Origin of the sequence: Pseudomonas sp. NIBRBAC000502773 (assembly GCF_006517195.1) — a bacterium.
Taxonomy (GTDB): domain Bacteria; phylum Pseudomonadota; class Gammaproteobacteria; order Pseudomonadales; family Pseudomonadaceae; genus Aquipseudomonas; species Aquipseudomonas marginalis.
In genome coordinates this window covers 4100499-4121453 of sequence record NZ_CP041189.1, presented here as the reverse complement: position 1 = coordinate 4121453, position 20955 = coordinate 4100499, and the positions used below count along the sequence as shown (strand labels likewise).

Genomic DNA, 20955 nt, shown 5'->3' with positions numbered 1-20955 from the left:
CGATCCGATGGATCGCGGCCTTTTTTGTAGCTTTATTTGCCGAGTGGGATTTTCGGTGCCCAGGTCAGCCATTCCTCTTCGAATTTGTCGAACAGTGGGAAGGTTTGCTGCGGCCGCGCGGCGTTGCCCATACGCTCACCGTCTGGCGTGGCAAAGGCGATACCTCCGGCCACAAGAGTCTCCAGGGACTCGGTGCGCACCGTCGCCCCCTTGAACAGACCGAAGTCGAGGCCAAAGCCGCTGGTGTTCCAGAAGCGGCTGCCACTGCGTACCAGCGGTGCGTACTTGGGCTCGATGAGGATATGGATCAGCACGCGATCGGCGGTCTGGCCCAACTCGTAGCCGGTCACTTTGCCCACGGTGACTTCACGGTAGGTCACCGGTACACCTTCCTTCAACGAGCCACGACGTGCGGCGCTGAGTGTCAGGCTCAGGCCAGCCTCCTGACGGACAGCTTCAGGGGGTTGGGTCAGTGCGACGAAGCTCTTCTGCGGACCGGCGTTTTTCGCAGCCGGCTGCACCTCGATGTATTGCCCGGTGACCAGGGTTTCCAGGTTGGAGGTTTTCATCAGGCCCAGTTCTGGCTTGACCACCCAGAACTGGCTGCCGACGCGCGCGATGCGATCCGCTACTTGGGTAATACGTGCGCTGAGCAGCACCGATTGCATATCGGCACTGAGGTCTACGCTCTCGATCTTGCCCACATCCAGGCCTTTGAAACGTACCGGTGTGCCTGGACGCATACCGTCAGCACGGTCGACCTTGATGGTCACTAGGGTGCCATGCTGATTGGCCGCCTCACGGTCGGCAAACAAACGGAAACGTGGAATGCGCTTTTTCAGCGGTACGTTCGGCTGCGGCGTTTCGAAGGCAATTCCGCCGGCCATCAGGCTGGCCAGGGACTCACTCTTCACCTGGATACCACCGGTAAGGCCGCCGGTCAGGGTCACGCCGCTGGCATTCCAGAAACGTGTCGAACCGTTAACCAGGTTTTCGTATTCCTTCTCGATATGAACGCCGATCACCAACTGCTTGTTCTTGCGCGAGAACTGGTAGCTCTGCACCGAGCCGACCTTGACCTGTTTGTAGAGGATCGGGCTGCCGACATCCAGGGAGCCGAGGCTGTCGGTGAACAGCACCATGTGCAGGCCAGGGGAACGCAGGTCCAGCGGCGGCGCCTTGGCGCGGGCGACGAATTCGCGTTGCGGGGCGCTGCCTTTGTCGCCAGGACGAATGGCGATGTAATTACCCTTGACCAGAGCTTCCAGGCCGGTAATGCCGGCCAACGAGATGGAAGGTTTGACCACCCAGAACTGGGTGTCTTGAACCAGGTAGTCTTCGGCCAATGGGTCGAGGGTCAGCTCGGCGTTGGCGCTGGACAGGTCCGGGTCGATCTTCAAGGTTTTCAGGCTGCCCACCTGAATGCCTTTGTACATCACCGGTGTACGCCCGGCCTGCAGGCCTTCGAAGTCCGTGAGCTTGACCTTGGCCTTGATACCGGCAGCGGCCGCGTCGAAATCTTCGTACAGTCGGAACGGCAGGCTCGGATCGGTCGGCGGGCTGTCCTTGCGATTCTCCGGCGTGGCGAAGGCAATGCCGCCTGCGACGATGCTGGAGAGGGATTCACTTCGCACCTTCACGCCGGAGAGATTGGCATCGATGCTGATGCCGCTGGCGTTCCAGAAACGGGTGTGTTTGCGCACAAGGTTGGCGTAGGTCGGCTCGATGTAGACCTTGATCTCGACGGTGCTCTGGTCCTCGGAGAGCAAGTAGCTTTTGACCTGGCCGACCTGTATCTGCTTATAGAACACCGGACTGCCACGGTTGAGCGAGCCAAGGCGGTCGGCCTTGATGGTCAGGTGCAGGCCAGGTTTGGCGTCGGACAAAGGCGGCTCTTCGGAGAGTGCCTTGAATTTGCGTGTGGGCTCACCGTCACCGGGGCTGGCGGCGATGTAGTTACCCGAGACCAGGGTTTCCAGGCCGGTGATACCGGCAAGGCTGACACTGGGCTTGACCAGCCAGAAGCGCGTGTTGGTCTTGAGGTATTGCTCGACATCCTTGTTCATCTCAATGGTGGCAATCACCCCGCGATTATTGCCCTCGTCGTCAAGGGCAAGGGTCTTGACCTTACCCACGGACATGCCTTTGTAGACCACTTCGGTTTTGTTGGCCTGGATGCCTTCGCCGCTTTCAAAGCGCACCTGGATCTCAATACCCTGCTGGGAATAGGCACGCCACCCCAGCCAACCGCCGATGATCAAGGCAATCAGGGGAAGAACCCAAATGGCTGACCAATTGGAGGCCGGGCGGGTTTTAGCTTTAGGCAAATCACTCATGGTCGTCGTCCGACTCCGTGTTATCCCAAATCAGTCGGGGATCAAAAGTTACTGCGGCAAGCATCGTAAGGATCACCACACTGGCGAACGCTGCGGCGCCGAGGTTGGCCTCGACGCTGGCAAGCCGTCCAAAGTTTACGACCGCCACCAGGATGGCAATCACGAAGATATCCAGCATGGACCAGCGGCCAATGAATTCGATAAAGCGGTACATGATAATGCGTTGCTGCGCGGAAAGCGGTTGGTGACGCTGAACCGAGAACAGTAAAAGGCCAATGCCCACCAGCTTGAACGTTGGCACCAGGATGCTGGCGATAAACACCACAGCCGCAATCGGGAACATGCCGTGCTGCACCAGTTGGATAACTCCGGCCATGATGGTGCTGGGCTCGCCTTGGCCAAGAGAGTTGACGGTCATGATCGGCAACAGGTTGGCGGGGATATACAGAATAGCCGCCGTCATCAGCAGGGCCCAGGTACGGGTGAGGCTGTTGGGGCGACGGGCATGGATCAGCGCACCACATCGGGTGCAGGTTTGCTCATCGGTGTCAGGCTCTTGTTTGTTCAGCTCGTGGCATTCAGTACAAATCAGAATGCCCGCATCAATCGCCCGCATGATCATCCTCTCCTGACAGTGCTTGCCAGATCTGGTGCGGCGACATCACCACCTCAAGCAGAACCTGAACCATTAATAGGCTGACAAAGCAGACCAGACCCAGGCCGATGGTGATTGAGGCCATGTCGGCGAGTTTCACGATCGCCACCAGTACGCCCATCAAGTAGACCTCCAACATTCCCCAATCTTTCATATGGTGGTAAATGCGGTACAGCAGCAGGCCGTAACTACGGCCGATCTTCCAACGAATACTGAGCAGCACCGCCAGCTGGCAAAGCAGCTTGAGCAGCGGAATACCCATGCTGCATAGGAACACCACGGCGGCGACGCCTTGCATCCCGGTATCGAATAGACCGACTACGCCACTCCACACGGTGTCTTCTGAGGACTGTCCAAGTAGATTGAGCTGCATGATGGGCAGAAAGTTCGCCGGGACGTACAGCAACAGCGCGGCGAGTACCAGGGCGAGGCTGCGCTCAACGACATTATGGCGGTGGGCGTAGAGTTCATAACCGCAACGCGGGCATTGGGCTTTCTCACCGAGGGCGAGCACGGGTTTGCGCATCAGCAAGTCGCACTCATGGCATGCCACCAAGTTGTCCAGTGGTAAATCCGACACCTCAAGGGCATCAACCGGATCCGGCATAGATAGGGCTCTGACTCTAAAAAAGGTTAGGTGCCTATTCTAGTGGTCTGGTTCAGAAATAACTGTGCAAATTTGTCGTGCATCTTTCCGCACTTTTCGAGCGCCCAAAACAAAACCCCATCTGCTTTCGCAAATGGGGTTTCGGAATTTAATCTTGACGATGACCTACTCTCACATGGGGAAACCCCACACTACCATCGGCGATGCATCGTTTCACTGCTGAGTTCGGGATGGGATCAGGTGGTTCCAATGCTCTATGGTCGTCAAGAAATTCGGGTACTGAGTCGTGGCCGGCTGGCCTCGCTTCAGCAAATTGGGTATGTGACAGCTGTCGGTGTTTTGTAAGATCTCGAACTTTCGGTTCATTGCGTCTTCACACACCGCAATCTGGCCTTTCGACGCAAATTGCTTGGGTGTTATATGGTCAAGCCTCACGGGCAATTAGTATTGGTTAGCTCAACGCCTCACAGCGCTTACACACCCAACCTATCAACGTCGTAGTCTTCGACGGCCCTTCAGGGGACTCAAGGTCCCAGTGAGATCTCATCTTGAGGCTAGTTTCCCGCTTAGATGCTTTCAGCGGTTATCTATTCCGAACATAGCTACCCGGCAATGCCACTGGCGTGACAACCGGAACACCAGAGGTTCGTCCACTCCGGTCCTCTCGTACTAGGAGCAGCCCCTCTCAAATCTCAAACGTCCACGGCAGATAGGGACCGAACTGTCTCACGACGTTCTAAACCCAGCTCGCGTACCACTTTAAATGGCGAACAGCCATACCCTTGGGACCGGCTTCAGCCCCAGGATGTGATGAGCCGACATCGAGGTGCCAAACACCGCCGTCGATATGAACTCTTGGGCGGTATCAGCCTGTTATCCCCGGAGTACCTTTTATCCGTTGAGCGATGGCCCTTCCATACAGAACCACCGGATCACTAAGACCTACTTTCGTACCTGCTCGACGTGTCTGTCTCGCAGTCAAGCGCGCTTTTGCCTTTATACTCTACGACCGATTTCCGACCGGTCTGAGCGCACCTTCGTACTCCTCCGTTACTCTTTAGGAGGAGACCGCCCCAGTCAAACTACCCACCATACACTGTCCTCGATCCGGATAACGGACCTGAGTTAGAACCTCAAAGTTGCCAGGGTGGTATTTCAAGGTTGGCTCCACGCAGACTGGCGTCCACGCTTCAAAGCCTCCCACCTATCCTACACAAGCAAATTCAAAGTCCAGTGCAAAGCTATAGTAAAGGTTCACGGGGTCTTTCCGTCTAGCCGCGGATACACTGCATCTTCACAGCGATTTCAATTTCACTGAGTCTCGGGTGGAGACAGCGCCGCCATCGTTACGCCATTCGTGCAGGTCGGAACTTACCCGACAAGGAATTTCGCTACCTTAGGACCGTTATAGTTACGGCCGCCGTTTACCGGGGCTTCGATCAAGAGCTTCGCGTTAGCTAACCCCATCAATTAACCTTCCGGCACCGGGCAGGCGTCACACCCTATACGTCCACTTTCGTGTTTGCAGAGTGCTGTGTTTTTAATAAACAGTCGCAGCGGCCTGGTATCTTCGACCGGCATGGGCTTACGGAGCAAGTCCTTCACCCTCACCGGCGCACCTTCTCCCGAAGTTACGGTGCCATTTTGCCTAGTTCCTTCACCCGAGTTCTCTCAAGCGCCTTGGTATTCTCTACCCAACCACCTGTGTCGGTTTGGGGTACGGTTCCTGGTTACCTGAAGCTTAGAAGCTTTTCTTGGAAGCATGGCATCAACCACTTCGTTACCTAAAAGGTAACTCGTCATCAGCTCTCGGCCTTAAGATCCCGGATTTACCTAAGATCTCAGCCTACCACCTTAAACTTGGACAACCAACGCCAAGCTGGCCTAGCCTTCTCCGTCCCTCCATCGCAATAACCAGAAGTACAGGAATATTAACCTGTTTTCCATCGACTACGCTTTTCAGCCTCGCCTTAGGGACCGACTAACCCTGCGTCGATTAACGTTGCGCAGGAAACCTTGGTCTTTCGGCGTGGGTGTTTTTCACACCCATTATCGTTACTCATGTCAGCATTCGCACTTCTGATACCTCCAGCAAGCTTCTCAACTCACCTTCACAGGCTTACAGAACGCTCCTCTACCGCATCACTTACGTGATACCCGTAGCTTCGGTGTATGGTTTGAGCCCCGTTACATCTTCCGCGCAGGCCGACTCGACTAGTGAGCTATTACGCTTTCTTTAAAGGGTGGCTGCTTCTAAGCCAACCTCCTAGCTGTCTAAGCCTTCCCACATCGTTTCCCACTTAACCATAACTTTGGGACCTTAGCTGACGGTCTGGGTTGTTTCCCTTTTCACGACGGACGTTAGCACCCGCCGTGTGTCTCCCATGCTCGGCACTTGTAGGTATTCGGAGTTTGCATCGGTTTGGTAAGTCGGGATGACCCCCTAGCCGAAACAGTGCTCTACCCCCTACAGTGATACATGAGGCGCTACCTAAATAGCTTTCGAGGAGAACCAGCTATCTCCGAGCTTGATTAGCCTTTCACTCCGATCCACAGGTCATCCGCTAACTTTTCAACGGTAGTCGGTTCGGTCCTCCAGTTAGTGTTACCCAACCTTCAACCTGCCCATGGATAGATCGCCCGGTTTCGGGTCTATTCCCAGCGACTAGACGCCCTATTAAGACTCGCTTTCGCTACGCCTCCCCTATTCGGTTAAGCTCGCCACTGAAAATAAGTCGCTGACCCATTATACAAAAGGTACGCAGTCACCCAACAAAGTGGGCTCCCACTGCTTGTACGCATACGGTTTCAGGATCTATTTCACTCCCCTCTCCGGGGTTCTTTTCGCCTTTCCCTCACGGTACTAGTTCACTATCGGTCAGTCAGTAGTATTTAGCCTTGGAGGATGGTCCCCCATATTCAGACAAAGTTTCTCGTGCTCCGTCCTACTCGATTTCATGACTAAGAGATTTTCGCGTACAGGGCTATCACCCACTATGGCCGCACTTTCCAGAGCGTTCCGCTAATCTCAAAGCCACTTAAGGGCTAGTCCCCGTTCGCTCGCCACTACTAAGGGAATCTCGGTTGATTTCTTTTCCTCAGGGTACTTAGATGTTTCAGTTCCCCTGGTTCGCCTCTTGCACCTATGTATTCAGTACAAGATAACCATCTTATGATGGCTGGGTTCCCCCATTCAGACATCTCCGGATCAAAGTCTGTTTGCCGACTCCCCGAAGCTTTTCGCAGGCTACCACGTCTTTCATCGCCTCTGACTGCCAAGGCATCCACCGTATGCGCTTCTTCACTTGACCATATAACCCCAAGCAATCTGGTTATACTGTGAAGACGACATTCGCCGAAAATTCGATCATACTCAATTAAGAGCCGCTCACAAATTTTACCTTAGCCTGATCCGTTACCAGTGAAAGTAACGTTCAGTCTATCTTTCTATCACATACCCAAATTTTTAAAGAACGATCTAATCAAAGACTAGAAATCAACATTCATCATCATACCGATGGAATGCTCATTTCTAAGCTTTCATAACGCAGAAGCAGTAGTGGTGGAGCCAAACGGGATCGAACCGTTGACCTCCTGCGTGCAAGGCAGGCGCTCTCCCAGCTGAGCTATGGCCCCGTATTTCTACAGGCGTTTCCCACACAAAATTGGTGGGTCTGGGCAGATTCGAACTGCCGACCTCACCCTTATCAGGGGTGCGCTCTAACCAACTGAGCTACAGACCCAATTTCGGGCTGCTTCTTATCGTCTTCTTCAATGAATCAAGCAATTCGTGTGGGAACTTATGGAGCAGCTGATGTCGTCGATTAAGGAGGTGATCCAGCCGCAGGTTCCCCTACGGCTACCTTGTTACGACTTCACCCCAGTCATGAATCACACCGTGGTAACCGTCCTCCCGAAGGTTAGACTAGCTACTTCTGGTGCAACCCACTCCCATGGTGTGACGGGCGGTGTGTACAAGGCCCGGGAACGTATTCACCGCGACATTCTGATTCGCGATTACTAGCGATTCCGACTTCACGCAGTCGAGTTGCAGACTGCGATCCGGACTACGATCGGTTTTCTGGGATTAGCTCCACCTCGCGGCTTGGCAACCCTCTGTACCGACCATTGTAGCACGTGTGTAGCCCAGGCCGTAAGGGCCATGATGACTTGACGTCATCCCCACCTTCCTCCGGTTTGTCACCGGCAGTCTCCTTAGAGTGCCCACCATTACGTGCTGGTAACTAAGGACAAGGGTTGCGCTCGTTACGGGACTTAACCCAACATCTCACGACACGAGCTGACGACAGCCATGCAGCACCTGTCTCAATGTTCCCGAAGGCACCAATCCATCTCTGGAAAGTTCATTGGATGTCAAGGCCTGGTAAGGTTCTTCGCGTTGCTTCGAATTAAACCACATGCTCCACCGCTTGTGCGGGCCCCCGTCAATTCATTTGAGTTTTAACCTTGCGGCCGTACTCCCCAGGCGGTCAACTTAATGCGTTAGCTGCGCCACTAAGAGCTCAAGGCTCCCAACGGCTAGTTGACATCGTTTACGGCGTGGACTACCAGGGTATCTAATCCTGTTTGCTCCCCACGCTTTCGCACCTCAGTGTCAGTATCAGTCCAGGTGGTCGCCTTCGCCACTGGTGTTCCTTCCTATATCTACGCATTTCACCGCTACACAGGAAATTCCACCACCCTCTACCATACTCTAGTCAGTCAGTTTTGAATGCAGTTCCCAGGTTGAGCCCGGGGATTTCACATCCAACTTAACAAACCACCTACGCGCGCTTTACGCCCAGTAATTCCGATTAACGCTTGCACCCTCTGTATTACCGCGGCTGCTGGCACAGAGTTAGCCGGTGCTTATTCTGTCGGTAACGTCAAAACCATCACGTATTAGGTAATGGCCCTTCCTCCCAACTTAAAGTGCTTTACAATCCGAAGACCTTCTTCACACACGCGGCATGGCTGGATCAGGCTTTCGCCCATTGTCCAATATTCCCCACTGCTGCCTCCCGTAGGAGTCTGGACCGTGTCTCAGTTCCAGTGTGACTGATCATCCTCTCAGACCAGTTACGGATCGTCGCCTTGGTGAGCCATTACCCCACCAACTAGCTAATCCGACCTAGGCTCATCTGATAGCGCAAGGCCCGAAGGTCCCCTGCTTTCTCCCGTAGGACGTATGCGGTATTAGCGTCCGTTTCCGAACGTTATCCCCCACTACCAGGCAGATTCCTAGGCATTACTCACCCGTCCGCCGCTCTCAAGAGAAGCAAGCTTCTCTCTACCGCTCGACTTGCATGTGTTAGGCCTGCCGCCAGCGTTCAATCTGAGCCATGATCAAACTCTTCAGTTCAAACATCTTTGGGTTTTTAAGAAACCCTAAACTTGGCTCAGCAATCGTTGGTTACATCTTTGATTTCTCGCGGAGCAACTTGTGATGCTGATAATCTTGTTGACTATCAGTCTGACTCCACAAGCACCCACACGAATTGCTTGATTCAGTTGTTAAAGAGCGGTTGGTTAAGAGCTTTCGTCTCAACCGAGGCGCGCATTCTACAGCAGCCTCATTTGCTGTCAAGTGATTATTTTCAGAAGCTTTCGAAGATTTCTTCAACAACTTCAACCACTTGCGCTTGCGATGTCTCGTCAGCGGGAGGCGAATTCTACAGCGTTACACGCTGCTGTCAACACCTCTTTTCTCCACTTTCGACCGAGAAGATCGAATCGTTAATAGCGTCAAACAACACGACCCTACCAACTCCTTCTGAGCTTCGATGAACTGAAGAAATTCGCTGCCTTATTCTGCATAACTCATTGTTTACCAAGGAGTTTTACGTTTCGACTGCGCCGGAAGTGGGGCGAATTATAGACGTCCAGGATCTGCCGTCAACCTTCTTTTTCATCTTTCTGTCATATAAGTCAAAAACGCCCAAAAACGCAAAAGCCGGCCCCAAGGGGCCGGCTTTCTGCTTGCTGAGCCTTACAGGCTAGGGAACGCGAATTGCGACGCTTCATGGCTGGCCCGCTGCGGCCAACGCTGGGTGATCGCCTTGCGGCGGGTGTAGAAACGCACCCCATCCGGCCCATAGGCGTGCAAGTCGCCGAACAACGAACGCTTCCAGCCACCAAAGCTGTGATAAGCCACTGGCACAGGCAATGGAACATTCACACCGACCATCCCCACTTCAATTTCGTCACAGAACAGACGCGCTGCTTCACCGTCACGGGTGAAGATGCACGTACCGTTGCCATACTCGTGATCGTTGATCAGTTGCATCGCCGCTTCCAGGCTGCTCACCCGGACCACGCACAATACCGGCCCGAAGATCTCTTCCTTATAGATGCGCATCTCAGGCGTCACACGGTCAAACAAACTCCCCCCGAGGAAGAAGCCGTCTTCATTCCCGGCAATACTCAGTCCACGACCATCAACCACCAACTCCGCACCAGACGCAACACCGTCTTGTATATAGCCGCTGACCTTATCCCGCGCCTGGCCCGTCACCAGTGGCCCCATATCCAGCCCACAGGTAGTGCCCGCACCGATCTTCAGCGCCTTGATCTGCGGCACCAGCTTGGCGATCAACGCATCCGCCACCTGGTCACCGACGCACACCGCCACCGAGATCGCCATGCAGCGTTCGCCGCAGGAACCATAGGCCGCGCCCATCAAAGCACTGACCGCGTTATCCAGGTCAGCATCCGGCATCAGCACCGCATGGTTCTTCGCCCCACCCAACGCCTGTACGCGCTTACCGCGCTTGGTCGCTTCGGAATAGATGTACTCGGCAATCGGCGTCGACCCCACAAAACTCAGGGCCCTGACTTCCGGCGCCTCGATCAACGCATCCACCGCGCCCTTGTCGCCATGCACAACACTCAGCACACCTTTGGGAAGACCGGCTTCCTGCAGCAGTTGCGCGATCAGCAACGTCGAACTCGGATCACGCTCCGAAGGCTTGAGGATGAAGCAGTTACCGCAAACAATCGCCAGCGGATACATCCACAGCGGCACCATCGCCGGGAAGTTGAACGGGGTAATACCCGCCACCACACCCAACGGCTGGAAATCAGACCAGGCATCGATATTCGGCCCAACATTACGGCTGTACTCGCCCTTGAGAATCTCCGGCGCCGAGCACGCATACTCCACGTTCTCGATCCCGCGCTTGAGTTCGCCGGCGGCGTCTTCCAGCGTCTTGCCGTGCTCTTCACTGATCAGCTGCGAGATGCGCGCTTCGTTCTGCTCCAGCAATTGCTTGAACCGGAACATGACCTGGGCGCGCTTGGCCGCCGGCGTGTTGCGCCAAGCCGGAAAGGCCGCCTTGGCCGAGTCGATAGCACGTTGAATGGTTTCGCGGCTGGCCAGTGGCACTTGGTGAATCACCTGGCCGGTGGACGGGTTATACACATCGGCAGTACGGCCGGACTCACTGACCAACTCACCGTTGATCAAATGCTGGATAAGGCTCATGCAGGGCTCCTGAAAAGTTGTTCTATATAGAAGGAGAAATCAGTCGATCTTGTTCAGCACTTCGCCGACCGCATCGAACAGACGATCCAGGTCCTGCGGTTTGCTGTTGAAGGTTGGCCCGAACTGCAGCGTGTCACCACCAAAGCGCACATAGAAGCCGGCTTTCCACAGAGCCATGCCGGCCTCGAATGGACGCACGATGGCATCACCGTCACGTGGGGCGATCTGGATCGCACCGGCCAGGCCGTAGTTACGGATGTCGATCACATTCTTGCTGCCCTTCAAGCCGTGCAGCGCATTCTCAAAGTGCGGCGCGACTTCGGCCACGCTCTGCACCAGGTTTTCCTTCTGCAGCAGGTCCAACGCCGCCAGGCCGGCCGCGCAGGCAACCGGGTGCGCCGAGTAGGTGTAGCCGTGGGGGAATTCCACAGCGTACTCAGGCGTCGCCTGATTCATGAAGGTCTGATAGATCTCGCTGCTGGCAATCACCGCCCCCATGGGGATCGCACCGTTGGTGACTTGCTTGGCGATGCACATCAGGTCCGGGGTCACGCCGAAGCTGTCAGCGCCGAACATCGAACCGGTACGACCAAAGCCCGTGATCACTTCGTCGAACACCAACAGAATGTTGTGCTGGTCGCAGATCTCACGCAGGCGCTTGAGGTAACCCTGTGGCGGCACCAGCACGCCAGCGGAGCCGGCCATTGGCTCGACAAACACCGCGGCGATGTTCGACGCGTCGTGCAGTTCGATCAGTTTGAGCAACTCATCGGCCAAGGCGATACCGCCCTGCTCCGGCATGCCCCGGGAGAACGCATTGCTCGCCAGCAGGGTATGCGGAAGATGATCAACATCCATCATCGCCTGACCAAACAGCTTACGGTTGCCATTGACGCCGCCCAGGCTGGTACCGGCGATGTTCACACCGTGATAACCACGGGCGCGGCCAATCATCTTGGTCTTGGTGGCCTGGCCCTTCAGGCGCCAGTAGGCACGCACCATCTTCACCGCGGTATCGGCGCACTCGGAACCGGAGTCGGTGAAGAACACGTGGTTGAGGTTGCCGGGGGTCAGATCGGTGATCTTTTCCGCCAGCTGGAAGGACAGTGGATGGCCGTACTGGAAGCCTGGAGAGTAATCCAGCGTGCCCAGTTGCTTGGCGACCGCCTCCTGGATTTCCTTGCGCGTATGCCCGGCGCCACAGGTCCACAGGCCCGACAACGAGTCGTAGACCTTGCGCCCCTTGTCATCGGTCAACCAGCTGCCTTCGGCGGCCACGATCAGGCGCGGGTCACGCTGAAAGTTACGGTTGGCGGTGTAAGGCATCCAGTGCGCGTCCAACTTCAGTTGGCTGGCCAGGGACGATGGGGCGTTTTCGGGCATGTTCATCAGCAAAACCTCGCAGGGCAACAGGCAGCGTCGGGATTGAAAAAGCGTTGTTGCAGCTAAATTGCCACGGGGATAAAGTCGGTGAAATCCAACTCTTCTAACCTTCAGTCAGGCCTTCACTAAACTATGAGCAGCCGTCGACCCGATCCCCTGGCCCAAGTCAGCGACTTCGATATTCGCCTGCTGCGCATCTTTCGCAGCGTCGTGGAGTGCGGCGGCTTCTCGGCGGCGGAAACCGTGCTCGGCATCGGCCGTTCCGCCATCAGCCAGCAAATGAGCGACCTTGAGCAGCGGCTCGGATTAAGGCTTTGCCAACGCGGCCGTGCCGGTTTCTCGCTGACCGAAGAAGGCCGCGAGGTCTACCAATCGGCCCTGCAACTATTAAGCGCCCTGGAAAGTTTCCGCACCGAGGTCAACGGCCTGCACCAGCACTTGCGCGGCGAGTTGATCATCGGCCTCACCGACAACCTAGTCACGCTGCCCCACATGCGCATCACCCACGCCCTGGCACAGTTGAAGGAACGCGGACCGGACGTACAAATCCAGATCCGCATGATCGCCCCCAACGAAGTCGAACAAGGCGTACTCGACGGTCGCCTGCATGTCGGTGTGGTGCCCCAGGCCAGCGCCCTGTCCGGCCTGGAATACCAGGCGCTGTACAGCGAACGCTCACTGCTTTACTGCGCGGTTGGCCACCCCCTGTTTTATGCCGACGACAAGCAACTGGGCGACGAGCGCATCGACGCCCAGGACGCCATCGCCCCCACTTTCCGCCTGCCCGCCGAGATCCAGGCCCACTATCAGGCGCTCAACTGCACCGCCAGTGCCTCGGACCGCGAAGGCATGGCATTCCTGATTCTCACCGGTCGCTACATCGGTTACTTGCCCGACCACTACGCCAGCCTATGGGTGCAACAAGGCCGACTGCGCGCACTGAAACCGGCTACGCGCTTTTACGATTTAAGCCTGGCATCGGTCACGCGCAAAGGCCGTCGCCCTCATTTGGTGCTGGAAAGCTTCCTGGAAAGCCTGGCAGCAACGCGCTAACTCGGGCTTCGCGCAAAAAGCTGAGCACCTGGACAGCTTTTTGCAAGGACACGAGGACCTAGAACCGTCCGCCTCGAGTTTGCTTGCCATGCCACCAGAATCCTCCAGCCCCAGCGACCTGATCTACGGTCTCAATGACCGCCCCAAACCCGCCCCTGCATTGCTGGCCGCACTGCAACATGTGCTGGCCGCCTTTGTCGGCATCATCACGCCACCGCTGATCATCGGCTCCACCTTGGGCCTGACCGCACACTTGCCCTACCTGATCAGCATGGCGTTGATGGTGTCCGGTGTCGGCACATTCATTCAGGCCCGTAGGCCATTTGGGATCGGCGCCGGGATGATCTGCCTGCAAGGCACCAGCTTTGCGTTTCTCGGCGCGGTGCTGTCGGCCGGGTTTCTGGTCAAGCAACGCGGCGGCAGCCCGGAAGACATCATGGCGATGATCTTCGGCGTGTGCTTTTTCGGCGCTGCCGTGCAGATCATTCTCAGCCGCTTTATTGGTCAGCTGCGCCGAGTGATCACCCCGCTGGTGACCGGGATTGTCATTACCCTGATCGGCATCAGCCTGATCAAGGTCGGCATCACCGACCTGGGCGGCGGTTTCAACGCACCGGACTTCGGCGCACCGGCCAACCTTGCGCTGGGCCTGTTCGTGGTGCTGACCATCATCTTGCTCAATCGCTCCAACACACCCTGGGTGCGCCTCTCGGCAATCATCATCGGCCTGGCCCTCGGCAGCCTCGCCGCCTGGTTCAGCGGCAAGCTGGTGCCCCAGGCCCTGGGCGACTTGCCTTTGGTCAGCCTGCCGATCCCGTTTCGATTCGGCTTCAACTTCGACTGGAGCGCCTTCCTGCCGATCGCGCTGATTTATCTGATCAGCAGCATCGAAACTGTCGGCGACCTCACCGCCAACTGCATGATCGCGCGCCAGCCCATCAGCGGCCCGTCTTATATAAGCCGGCTCAAAGGCGGCGTCCTCGGCGATGGCGTCAGTTGCATGATCGCCGCCACGTTCAGCGCTTTCCCCAACACCACCTTTGCCCAGAACAACGGCGTGATCCAACTGACCGGCGTGGCCAGCCGTTACGTCGGCCTGTACATCGGCGTGGTGCTGTTCTGCCTGGGTTTGTTCCCGTTGATCGGTGCCGTGCTGCAACAAATCCCCAAGCCCGTATTGGGCGGCGCAACCCTGGTGATGTTCGGCAGTGTGGCCGCCGCCGGCGTACGCATCCTCGCCCAGGCACCACTGGACCGTCGCAGCATGCTGATCATCGCCACCTCGTTCGGCGTCGGCCTGGGCATCGCCGCCCAACCGAACCTGCTGCACCTGATGCCGACCCTGGTGCAGAACCTGTTCGACTCAGCCATCACCAGCGGCGGCCTGACCGCCATCGTGTTGTGCCTGTTGCTGCCGGAATCCAAGGTGCTCGCTCCTGCCGCAAACCAGGCGCCGGAAAGCGACACCCTGGAACCGCTTTGACGGTTTTATTGCATCGGGACTTGTCTGGGGCTTGAGGGTGGGTTATCTGTGCACACGTCGTCTCTATCGATCAGCACGGAAACCTCCATGAGCCTCGAAGTTCCTGCCCACAGCAACCACGCCGGTAAGCCCGCCAGCCGCATTCGGCAAAAGAACGAACAAGCGATTCTCCAGGCTGCTGAAGACGAGTTCGCGCGCCATGGCTACAAGGGCACCAGCATGAACACCATTGCTGCCAGTGCCGGGCTGCCCAAGGCCAACTTGCACTACTACTTCACCAACAAGCTGGGCCTGTATATCGCGGTGCTCAGCAATATCCTCGAACTGTGGGACAGCACCTTCAACACGCTGACCGCCGAGGACGACCCGGCCGTGGCCCTCTCCCGCTACATCCGCACCAAGATGGAGTTTTCGCGGCGCCAGCCCCAGGCCTCGCGAATCTTCGCCATGGAGATCATCAGCGGCGGCGAATGCCTGACCGAATATTTCAGCCAGGATTACCGCGCCTGGTTCAGTGGTCGGGCGGCGGTGTTCCAGGCCTGGATCGACGCGGGCAAGATGGACCCCATCGACCCCGTGCACCTGATCTTCCTGTTGTGGGGCAGCACTCAGCACTATGCCGACTTCGCCACCCAGATCTGCCGCGTCACCGGTCGCACCAAGCTGACCAAGCAGGATATGGAAGACGCCGGCACCAACCTGATCCACATCATTCTCAAGGGCTGCGGCATCAAGCCGGCCCTCTAGACGAAGCCACTTATGTCTTTCACGCTTACCGGCCTTTGCGAGTTCCGCGAAGAAATTCGCAAAAGCCGCTTCATTACCCTGGCCGCACCGATCACCAGCCCGCAAGAAGCCCAGGCATTTTTCGAGCAGCACAGCGACCTTAACGCCACGCACAACTGCTGGGCCTGGAAGCTGGCCGATCAATACCGCAGCAGTGACGACGGCGAACCCGGCGGCACCGCAGGACGGCCCATCCTTGCGGCCATCGAGGCCCAAGGTTTCGATCAGGTCGCGGTGCTGGTGATTCGCTGGTATGGCGGCATTCAACTCGGTACCGGCGGCCTGGCCCGCGCCTATGGCGGCGGTGCGAACAAGTGCCTGCAAAATGCCGAGCGCATCGAACTGATCAGCCGCGTGCCGCTGAGTTGCGCCTGCGGATTCTCCGAGCTGAACCTGGTCAAATTGCGCGTCGCCGAGTTGGGCGGGCTGGTGCTGGAAGAAACCTTCACCGCCAATGGCGTGGAGTTACAACTGGCCCTGGGCGAAGCCCACATCGACACCCTGCAAACCCAGCTCGCCGACCTGAGCCGTGGGCGCATCCTGCTGCAACGCTGAAACTGCTACTGTTGTTCGCTGAACACCCTGAACCGCGACTTTTAAAGGAAGCCTTCATGTCTACGCCAAAAACCGCACTGATCATCGGCGCCTCACGCGGCCTGGGCCTCGGCCTGGTCAAGCAATTGCTCCAGGACGGCTGGGACGTGACCGCCACCGTGCGTGACCCGAACAAGGCCGATGCCCTTAAAGCCGTGGGCCCGCCGGTACAGATCGAGAAACTCGACATGGACGATCAGCAAGCCGTGATCGCCCTGAACCAGCGCCTCAAGGACCGCACCTTCGACCTGTTGTTCGTCAACGCAGGCGTCAAGGGCCCCGCCAATCAAGAACCTGGCCATGCCACCCTGGCGGAAGTCGGCCAGCTGTTCTTCACCAACGCCGTGGCGCCGATCAACCTGGCCCAGCGCTTCGTCGGGCAGATCCGCAAGGACAGCGGCGTGCTGGCGTTCATGAGTTCAGTACTGGGCAGCGTGACCATCCCCGATGGCTCGGACCTGGCGCTGTACAAGGCCAGCAAGGCCGCACTCAACTCCATGACCAACAGCTTCATTACCCAACTGGGCGATCACAAACTTACCGTGCTGTCGCTGCACCCGGGCTGGGTGAAGACCGACATGGGTGGCGAAAACGCGCACATCGATGTCGACACCAGCGTGCGCGGCCTGGTGGACCAGGTGAACGCCTACACCGGCAAGGGCGGCCATCACTTCGTGGACTACAAAGGCGACACCATCGCCTGGTAAGCCGCACAGGGTCGTTATCGAGCGATTGCCGTCGATAACGATCCACGCGTAGACTGCCCACCTCGCCCTCACCGGCGACCCTGGATCAGCAGACAGGGCATCACTGAGCTGGCAAACCTGAACCCATCATTCAGAGGAGCCGGCCAATGCCTGCGACCCGTATCTGGTTAAAAAACCCCCTCGCGATTTTCACCGCCAACAGCCTCGACGCCCGTGGCGGCCTGGTGCTGCAAGACGGAGTGATCGCCGAAGTGCTGGCACAGGGTCAGGAACCCGCACAGCCCTGCGCCCAAGTGTTCGATGCGCGTGAGCATGTGGTCCTGCCCGGGCTGATCAACACCCACCATCACTTCTATCAGACCCTGACCCGCGCCTGGGCGCCGGTGGTCAATCAGCCCTTGTTTCCCTGGTTGAAAACCCTGTACCCGGTCTGGGCGCGACTGACTCCGGAAAAACTCGCCCTGGCGTCGAAGGTGGCGCTCGCGGAGTTGCTGCTCTCGGGCTGCACCACGGCGGCAGACCATCACTATCTGTTCCCCGACGGCCTGGAAAACGCCATCGATGTACAAGTCGACAGCGTGCGCGAACTGGGTATGCGCGCCATGCTCACCCGCGGTTCCATGAGCCTGGGCGAAGCCGACGGCGGCCTGCCACCGCAACAGACCGTGCAACAGGGCCAGGTCATCCTCGACGACAGCCAGCGCCTGATCCGCGAATACCATCAACGCGGCGACGGAGCGTACATCCAGATTGCCCTGGCGCCCTGCTCACCGTTTTCCGTCACCCCGCAAATCATGCAAGCCAGCGCCGAACTGGCCAACAGCCTGGATGTGCGCCTGCACACCCACCTGGCCGAAACCCTCGACGAAGAAGATTTCTGCCTGCAGCGCTTCGGCCTGCGCACAGTGGATTACCTGGACAGCGTCGGCTGGCTCGGCCCGCGCACCTGGCTGGCCCATGGCATTCACTTCAACCCGGATGAAATTGCCCGCCTTGGCGCCGCCGGTACGGGCATCTGCCATTGCCCAAGCTCAAATATGCGCCTGGCCTCCGGCATCTGCCCGACCCTGGACCTGATCGCTGCCGGCGCGCCCATCGGCCTGGGTGTGGACGGCTCTGCCTCCAACGATGCGTCGAACATGATCCTCGAAACCCGCCAGGCCCTGTACATCCAGCGCCTGCGTTACGGCGCCGAAAAGATCACCCCCGAAGGCGTGCTGGGTTGGGCGACCAAGGGGTCGGCGCAGCTACTCGGGCGTACGGATATCGGTGAACTGGCCGTAGGCAAACAGGCTGACCTGGCGCTGTTCAAACTGGATGAGCTGCGTTTTTCCGGCAGCCACGATCCGATCTCCGCACTGCTGCTGTGCGGCGCGGATCGGGCGGACCGGGTGATGATCGGCGGCAAATGGCGGGTTATCGACGGACAGGTGGAAGGCCTGGACCTGAAAGGCTTGATCGCCGATCACAGCCAGGCGGCACGGCGGCTAATCGCCGGAACCTAAACCAGACACCGCTCGACATGTGGCAGGGCAAGCGCCCTTCCACTTGGAGTGCACGGTGCTTACAAGCCCAACAGCGACAACATGATAAAGGTCGCAAACAACACAAAATGGGTCATCCCTTCGATGGCATTGGTTTCGCCATCGTTGAGGTTGATCGCACTGACGATCAGCGTGATAAACACCATCACCGTTTGCACCGGCGTCATCGCCATCTGGAACGGCTGGCCGGTATAGAGTGCCATGGCTTCCATCACCGGCACCGTCAGGATCACCGTCGACAACGACGCGCCCAGCGCGATGTTCACCACCGACTGCATGCGGTTGGCCAATGCGGCGCGCAAGGCCGTCAGAATCTCCGGTGCCGCCGAAATAGCCGCCACCACAATCGCCGTGATCACCGGCGGTGCGCCCGTGCCTTCCAGGCCCAGGTCGAGGGTCTTGGACATCACCTCGGCCAGCGCACCGATCACAACCACGCCAAACACCAGGGTGCCGATGGAAAACGCCAGGTTCACCGGCGGCGACTCTTGTTCCTCCGGCAGCTTCTTGCGGCGCTTTTCCGGATAGCTGTAGCTGAAGAAATAACTGTGGGGCCCTACCTGCATGCGCAGGAACAAGGTGTAGAGCACCACCATCGCGCCGATGGTGAAGGCCGAGTAAATTTTCCAGTCGGCTTCGGGGATAAATTCCGGCACCACCATCGACACGCCCATGGCGGTCAGGATCATTACACTGTAGGTCCGCGCCGAATCATCATTGTAGGACTGTTCGCCATGCTTGATGCCGCCCATCAACGCTGCCAGGCCGAGGATGCCGTTGATATCGAGCATCACCGCCGAATAGATGGTGTCCCGCACCAAGGTGGGTGATGGCTCGTTGCTCATCATGATCGCCAGGATCACCACCTCCACCAGCACTGCGGCGAGGGTCAGGATCATGGTGCCGTAGGGATCGCCGACTTTTTCCGCCAGTTGCTCGGCGTGGTGGGCCACGCGCATCGACGCCACGACGATAAAACCGATCAACACCACGCCGGCCAACAGTGCCACCATTTGCCCGCTGTGCAGCATCCAGTGCTCCAGCGGGTAGGCGGCGATGGCGGCAATCAGCGCCAGCAGCATGAATTTTTCTTGCTTGAGGGATGTGAGCATTCCGGGCCTTTTAGTGCGGCAAATCAGTCATTGATGGGGTACAGACTGCGCCAAGCCGCTAACGTTTCGTTACACCTTAGTTCACACGGTCCTTGCGTGAACAAATCGAATACTCTCCTGCTGGTCAGGTTTTGCCGATTATTTCAGCCATGGCCTGTAGAATGCCGCCATTGCACCTGATGAGAATTTAGAAAATGTACGATTGGCTCAACGCCCTGCCCAAGGCTGAATTGCACCTGCACCTGGAGGGCTCGCTGGAGCCTGAGCTGCTGTTCGCCCTGGCCGAGCGCAACAAGATCGCGCTGCCGTGGAACGACGTCGAAACCCTGCGCAAGGCCTATGCCTTCAACAACCTGCAAGAGTTTCTCGACCTGTATTACAAGGGCGCCGACGTGCTGCGCACCTCCCAGGATTTCTACGACCTGACCTGGGCTTACCTGCTGCGCTGCAAAGCCCAGAACGTGATCCACACCGAGCCCTTCTTCGACCCGCAAACCCACACCGACCGTGGCGTGCCGTTCGAAGTGGTGCTCAACGGCATCGCCGCGGCGCTCAAAGACGGCGAACAGCAACTGGGCATCACCAGCGGTTTGATCCTCAGTTTCCTGCGCCACCTGAGCGAAGCAGAAGCCGAGAAAACCCTCAACCAGGCGCTGCCGTTCCGCGATGCGTTTGTGGCCGTGGGTCTGGACAGTTCGGAAATGGGTCATCCGCCGAGCAAGTTCCAGCGTGTGTTCGACCGCGCCCGCCACGAAGGCTTCCTCACCGTCGCCCACGCCGGTGAAGAAGGCCCGCCCGAGTACATCTGGGAAGCGATCGACCTGCTGAAAATCCAGCGTATCGACCATGGCGTACGCGCCATCGAAGACGAGCGCCTGATGCAGCGCATCATCGACGAGCAGATCCCGTTGACCGTCTGCCCGCTGTCCAACACCAAGCTCTGTGTGTTCGACGACATGGCCCAGCACAACATCCTCGACATGCTCGAGCGTGGCGTGAAGGTCACGGTGAACTCGGATGACCCGGCGTACTTCGGCGGCTATGTCACCGAGAACTTCCACGCGTTGTACACCTCGCTGGGCATGACCCAGGACCAGGCCAAACGCCTGGCGCAGAACAGCCTGGATGCGCGCCTGGTAAAACCCTGACTGGACGGAAAGTCGTCATCGCCCGGCCCATGGAATCAAAAAGGGCCAGGGCGAGGATGGCAAA

The 20955-nt window shown here is 57.8% G+C and carries 13 protein-coding genes, 2 tRNA genes and 3 rRNA genes; 7 read left to right on the top strand and 11 right to left on the bottom strand.

Going from position 1 to position 20955, the window contains the following annotated elements; all coding sequences use genetic code 11:
• Window positions 1-32: 32 nt before the first annotated feature.
• The 10 genes from NIBR502773_RS18890 to NIBR502773_RS18840 form a co-directional block, all read right to left on the bottom strand.
• Window positions 33-2336, bottom strand: coding sequence for a PqiB family protein (locus NIBR502773_RS18890; protein WP_141156668.1), 2304 nt, complete (start codon window positions 2334-2336; stop codon window positions 33-35).
• Complete coding sequence (locus tag NIBR502773_RS18885) at window positions 2329-2952, bottom strand: paraquat-inducible protein A (RefSeq protein ID WP_141156667.1); 624 nt, start codon at window positions 2950-2952, stop codon at window positions 2329-2331. Before NIBR502773_RS18885 ends, NIBR502773_RS18890 begins: the two co-directional genes overlap by 8 nt.
• Entirely contained in the window at window positions 2939-3598 is a 660-nt protein-coding gene (locus tag NIBR502773_RS18880; RefSeq protein ID WP_115486532.1) for a paraquat-inducible protein A, read from the bottom strand. The genes NIBR502773_RS18885 and NIBR502773_RS18880 overlap by 14 nt, the downstream gene beginning before the upstream one ends.
• Window positions 3599-3750: 152 nt before the next feature.
• Window positions 3751-3866, bottom strand: a 5S ribosomal RNA gene (rrf, locus tag NIBR502773_RS18875).
• Window positions 3867-4018: 152 nt separating this feature from the next.
• Window positions 4019-6909: ribosomal RNA gene (locus NIBR502773_RS18870) — 23S ribosomal RNA — on the bottom strand.
• Between the two features lie 249 nt (window positions 6910-7158).
• Window positions 7159-7234: transfer RNA gene (locus NIBR502773_RS18865), tRNA-Ala, on the bottom strand.
• Window positions 7235-7264: 30 nt separating this feature from the next.
• Window positions 7265-7341, bottom strand: a tRNA-Ile gene (locus NIBR502773_RS18860).
• A gap of 82 nt (window positions 7342-7423) precedes the next feature.
• Window positions 7424-8960, bottom strand: a 16S ribosomal RNA gene (locus NIBR502773_RS18855).
• The 16S, 23S and 5S rRNA genes sit together here with 2 tRNA genes alongside, the layout of an rRNA operon.
• Before the next feature lie 627 nt (window positions 8961-9587).
• The gene (locus tag NIBR502773_RS18845; RefSeq protein ID WP_141156666.1) at window positions 9588-11081 is read right to left on the bottom strand and encodes a CoA-acylating methylmalonate-semialdehyde dehydrogenase; all 1494 of its coding nucleotides are present in this window, start codon (window positions 11079-11081) and stop codon (window positions 9588-9590) included.
• A 39-nt stretch (window positions 11082-11120) separates the two neighbouring features.
• Window positions 11121-12470, bottom strand: a complete 1350-nt coding sequence (locus tag NIBR502773_RS18840; protein WP_003188272.1) for an aspartate aminotransferase family protein — start codon at window positions 12468-12470, stop codon at window positions 11121-11123.
• Window positions 12471-12596: 126 nt separating this feature from the next.
• Here NIBR502773_RS18840 and NIBR502773_RS18835 point away from each other — a divergent pair, with 126 nt between their 5' ends.
• From NIBR502773_RS18835 to NIBR502773_RS18810, 6 genes are all read left to right on the top strand, one after another.
• The gene (locus NIBR502773_RS18835) at window positions 12597-13517 is read left to right on the top strand and encodes a LysR family transcriptional regulator (RefSeq protein ID WP_027607943.1); all 921 of its coding nucleotides are present in this window, start codon (window positions 12597-12599) and stop codon (window positions 13515-13517) included.
• Window positions 13518-13605: 88 nt separating this feature from the next.
• Window positions 13606-15000 carry a uracil-xanthine permease family protein gene (locus NIBR502773_RS18830; protein WP_065940976.1) on the top strand — a complete coding sequence of 465 codons (1395 nt, stop codon included), beginning with the start codon at window positions 13606-13608 and terminating at the stop codon, window positions 14998-15000.
• Window positions 15001-15087: 87 nt separating this feature from the next.
• Window positions 15088-15747, top strand: a complete 660-nt coding sequence (locus tag NIBR502773_RS18825) for a TetR/AcrR family transcriptional regulator (protein ID WP_027607945.1) — start codon at window positions 15088-15090, stop codon at window positions 15745-15747.
• A 12-nt stretch (window positions 15748-15759) separates the two neighbouring features.
• Entirely contained in the window at window positions 15760-16341 is a 582-nt protein-coding gene (locus NIBR502773_RS18820; RefSeq protein WP_027607946.1) for a YigZ family protein, read from the top strand.
• A gap of 56 nt (window positions 16342-16397) precedes the next feature.
• Entirely contained in the window at window positions 16398-17087 is a 690-nt protein-coding gene (locus NIBR502773_RS18815; protein WP_141156665.1) for an SDR family oxidoreductase, read from the top strand.
• A 146-nt stretch (window positions 17088-17233) separates the two neighbouring features.
• Window positions 17234-18592, top strand: a complete 1359-nt coding sequence (locus NIBR502773_RS18810) for an 8-oxoguanine deaminase (protein WP_141156664.1) — start codon at window positions 17234-17236, stop codon at window positions 18590-18592.
• Between the two features lie 59 nt (window positions 18593-18651).
• On the opposite strand, the gene NIBR502773_RS18805 is transcribed toward NIBR502773_RS18810, so the two are convergent.
• Window positions 18652-19743: a calcium:proton antiporter gene (locus NIBR502773_RS18805; RefSeq protein WP_115486319.1), complete on the bottom strand. Its 1092-nt coding sequence runs from the start codon at window positions 19741-19743 to the stop codon at window positions 18652-18654.
• A gap of 194 nt (window positions 19744-19937) precedes the next feature.
• On the opposite strand from NIBR502773_RS18805, the gene NIBR502773_RS18800 reads away from it, so the two are divergent.
• Window positions 19938-20891 carry an adenosine deaminase gene (locus NIBR502773_RS18800; protein WP_141156663.1) on the top strand — a complete coding sequence of 318 codons (954 nt, stop codon included), beginning with the start codon at window positions 19938-19940 and terminating at the stop codon, window positions 20889-20891.
• Window positions 20892-20955: the final 64 nt, after the last annotated feature.

Coding starts and splice junctions, on each gene's coding strand:
- NIBR502773_RS18880 (WP_115486532.1), bottom strand. CDS start 3,598: ATGCCGGATCCGGTTGATGCCCTTGAGGTGTCGGATTTACCACTGGAC.
- NIBR502773_RS18815 (WP_141156665.1), top strand. CDS start 16,398: ATGTCTACGCCAAAAACCGCACTGATCATCGGCGCCTCACGCGGCCTG.
- NIBR502773_RS18820 (WP_027607946.1), top strand. CDS start 15,760: ATGTCTTTCACGCTTACCGGCCTTTGCGAGTTCCGCGAAGAAATTCGC.
- NIBR502773_RS18845 (WP_141156666.1), bottom strand. CDS start 11,081: ATGAGCCTTATCCAGCATTTGATCAACGGTGAGTTGGTCAGTGAGTCC.
- NIBR502773_RS18825 (WP_027607945.1), top strand. CDS start 15,088: ATGAGCCTCGAAGTTCCTGCCCACAGCAACCACGCCGGTAAGCCCGCC.
- NIBR502773_RS18800 (WP_141156663.1), top strand. CDS start 19,938: ATGTACGATTGGCTCAACGCCCTGCCCAAGGCTGAATTGCACCTGCAC.
- NIBR502773_RS18885 (WP_141156667.1), bottom strand. CDS start 2,952: ATGCGGGCGATTGATGCGGGCATTCTGATTTGTACTGAATGCCACGAG.
- NIBR502773_RS18890 (WP_141156668.1), bottom strand. CDS start 2,336: ATGAGTGATTTGCCTAAAGCTAAAACCCGCCCGGCCTCCAATTGGTCA.
- NIBR502773_RS18830 (WP_065940976.1), top strand. CDS start 13,606: ATGCCACCAGAATCCTCCAGCCCCAGCGACCTGATCTACGGTCTCAAT.
- NIBR502773_RS18835 (WP_027607943.1), top strand. CDS start 12,597: ATGAGCAGCCGTCGACCCGATCCCCTGGCCCAAGTCAGCGACTTCGAT.
- NIBR502773_RS18810 (WP_141156664.1), top strand. CDS start 17,234: ATGCCTGCGACCCGTATCTGGTTAAAAAACCCCCTCGCGATTTTCACC.
- NIBR502773_RS18805 (WP_115486319.1), bottom strand. CDS start 19,743: ATGCTCACATCCCTCAAGCAAGAAAAATTCATGCTGCTGGCGCTGATT.
- NIBR502773_RS18840 (WP_003188272.1), bottom strand. CDS start 12,470: ATGAACATGCCCGAAAACGCCCCATCGTCCCTGGCCAGCCAACTGAAG.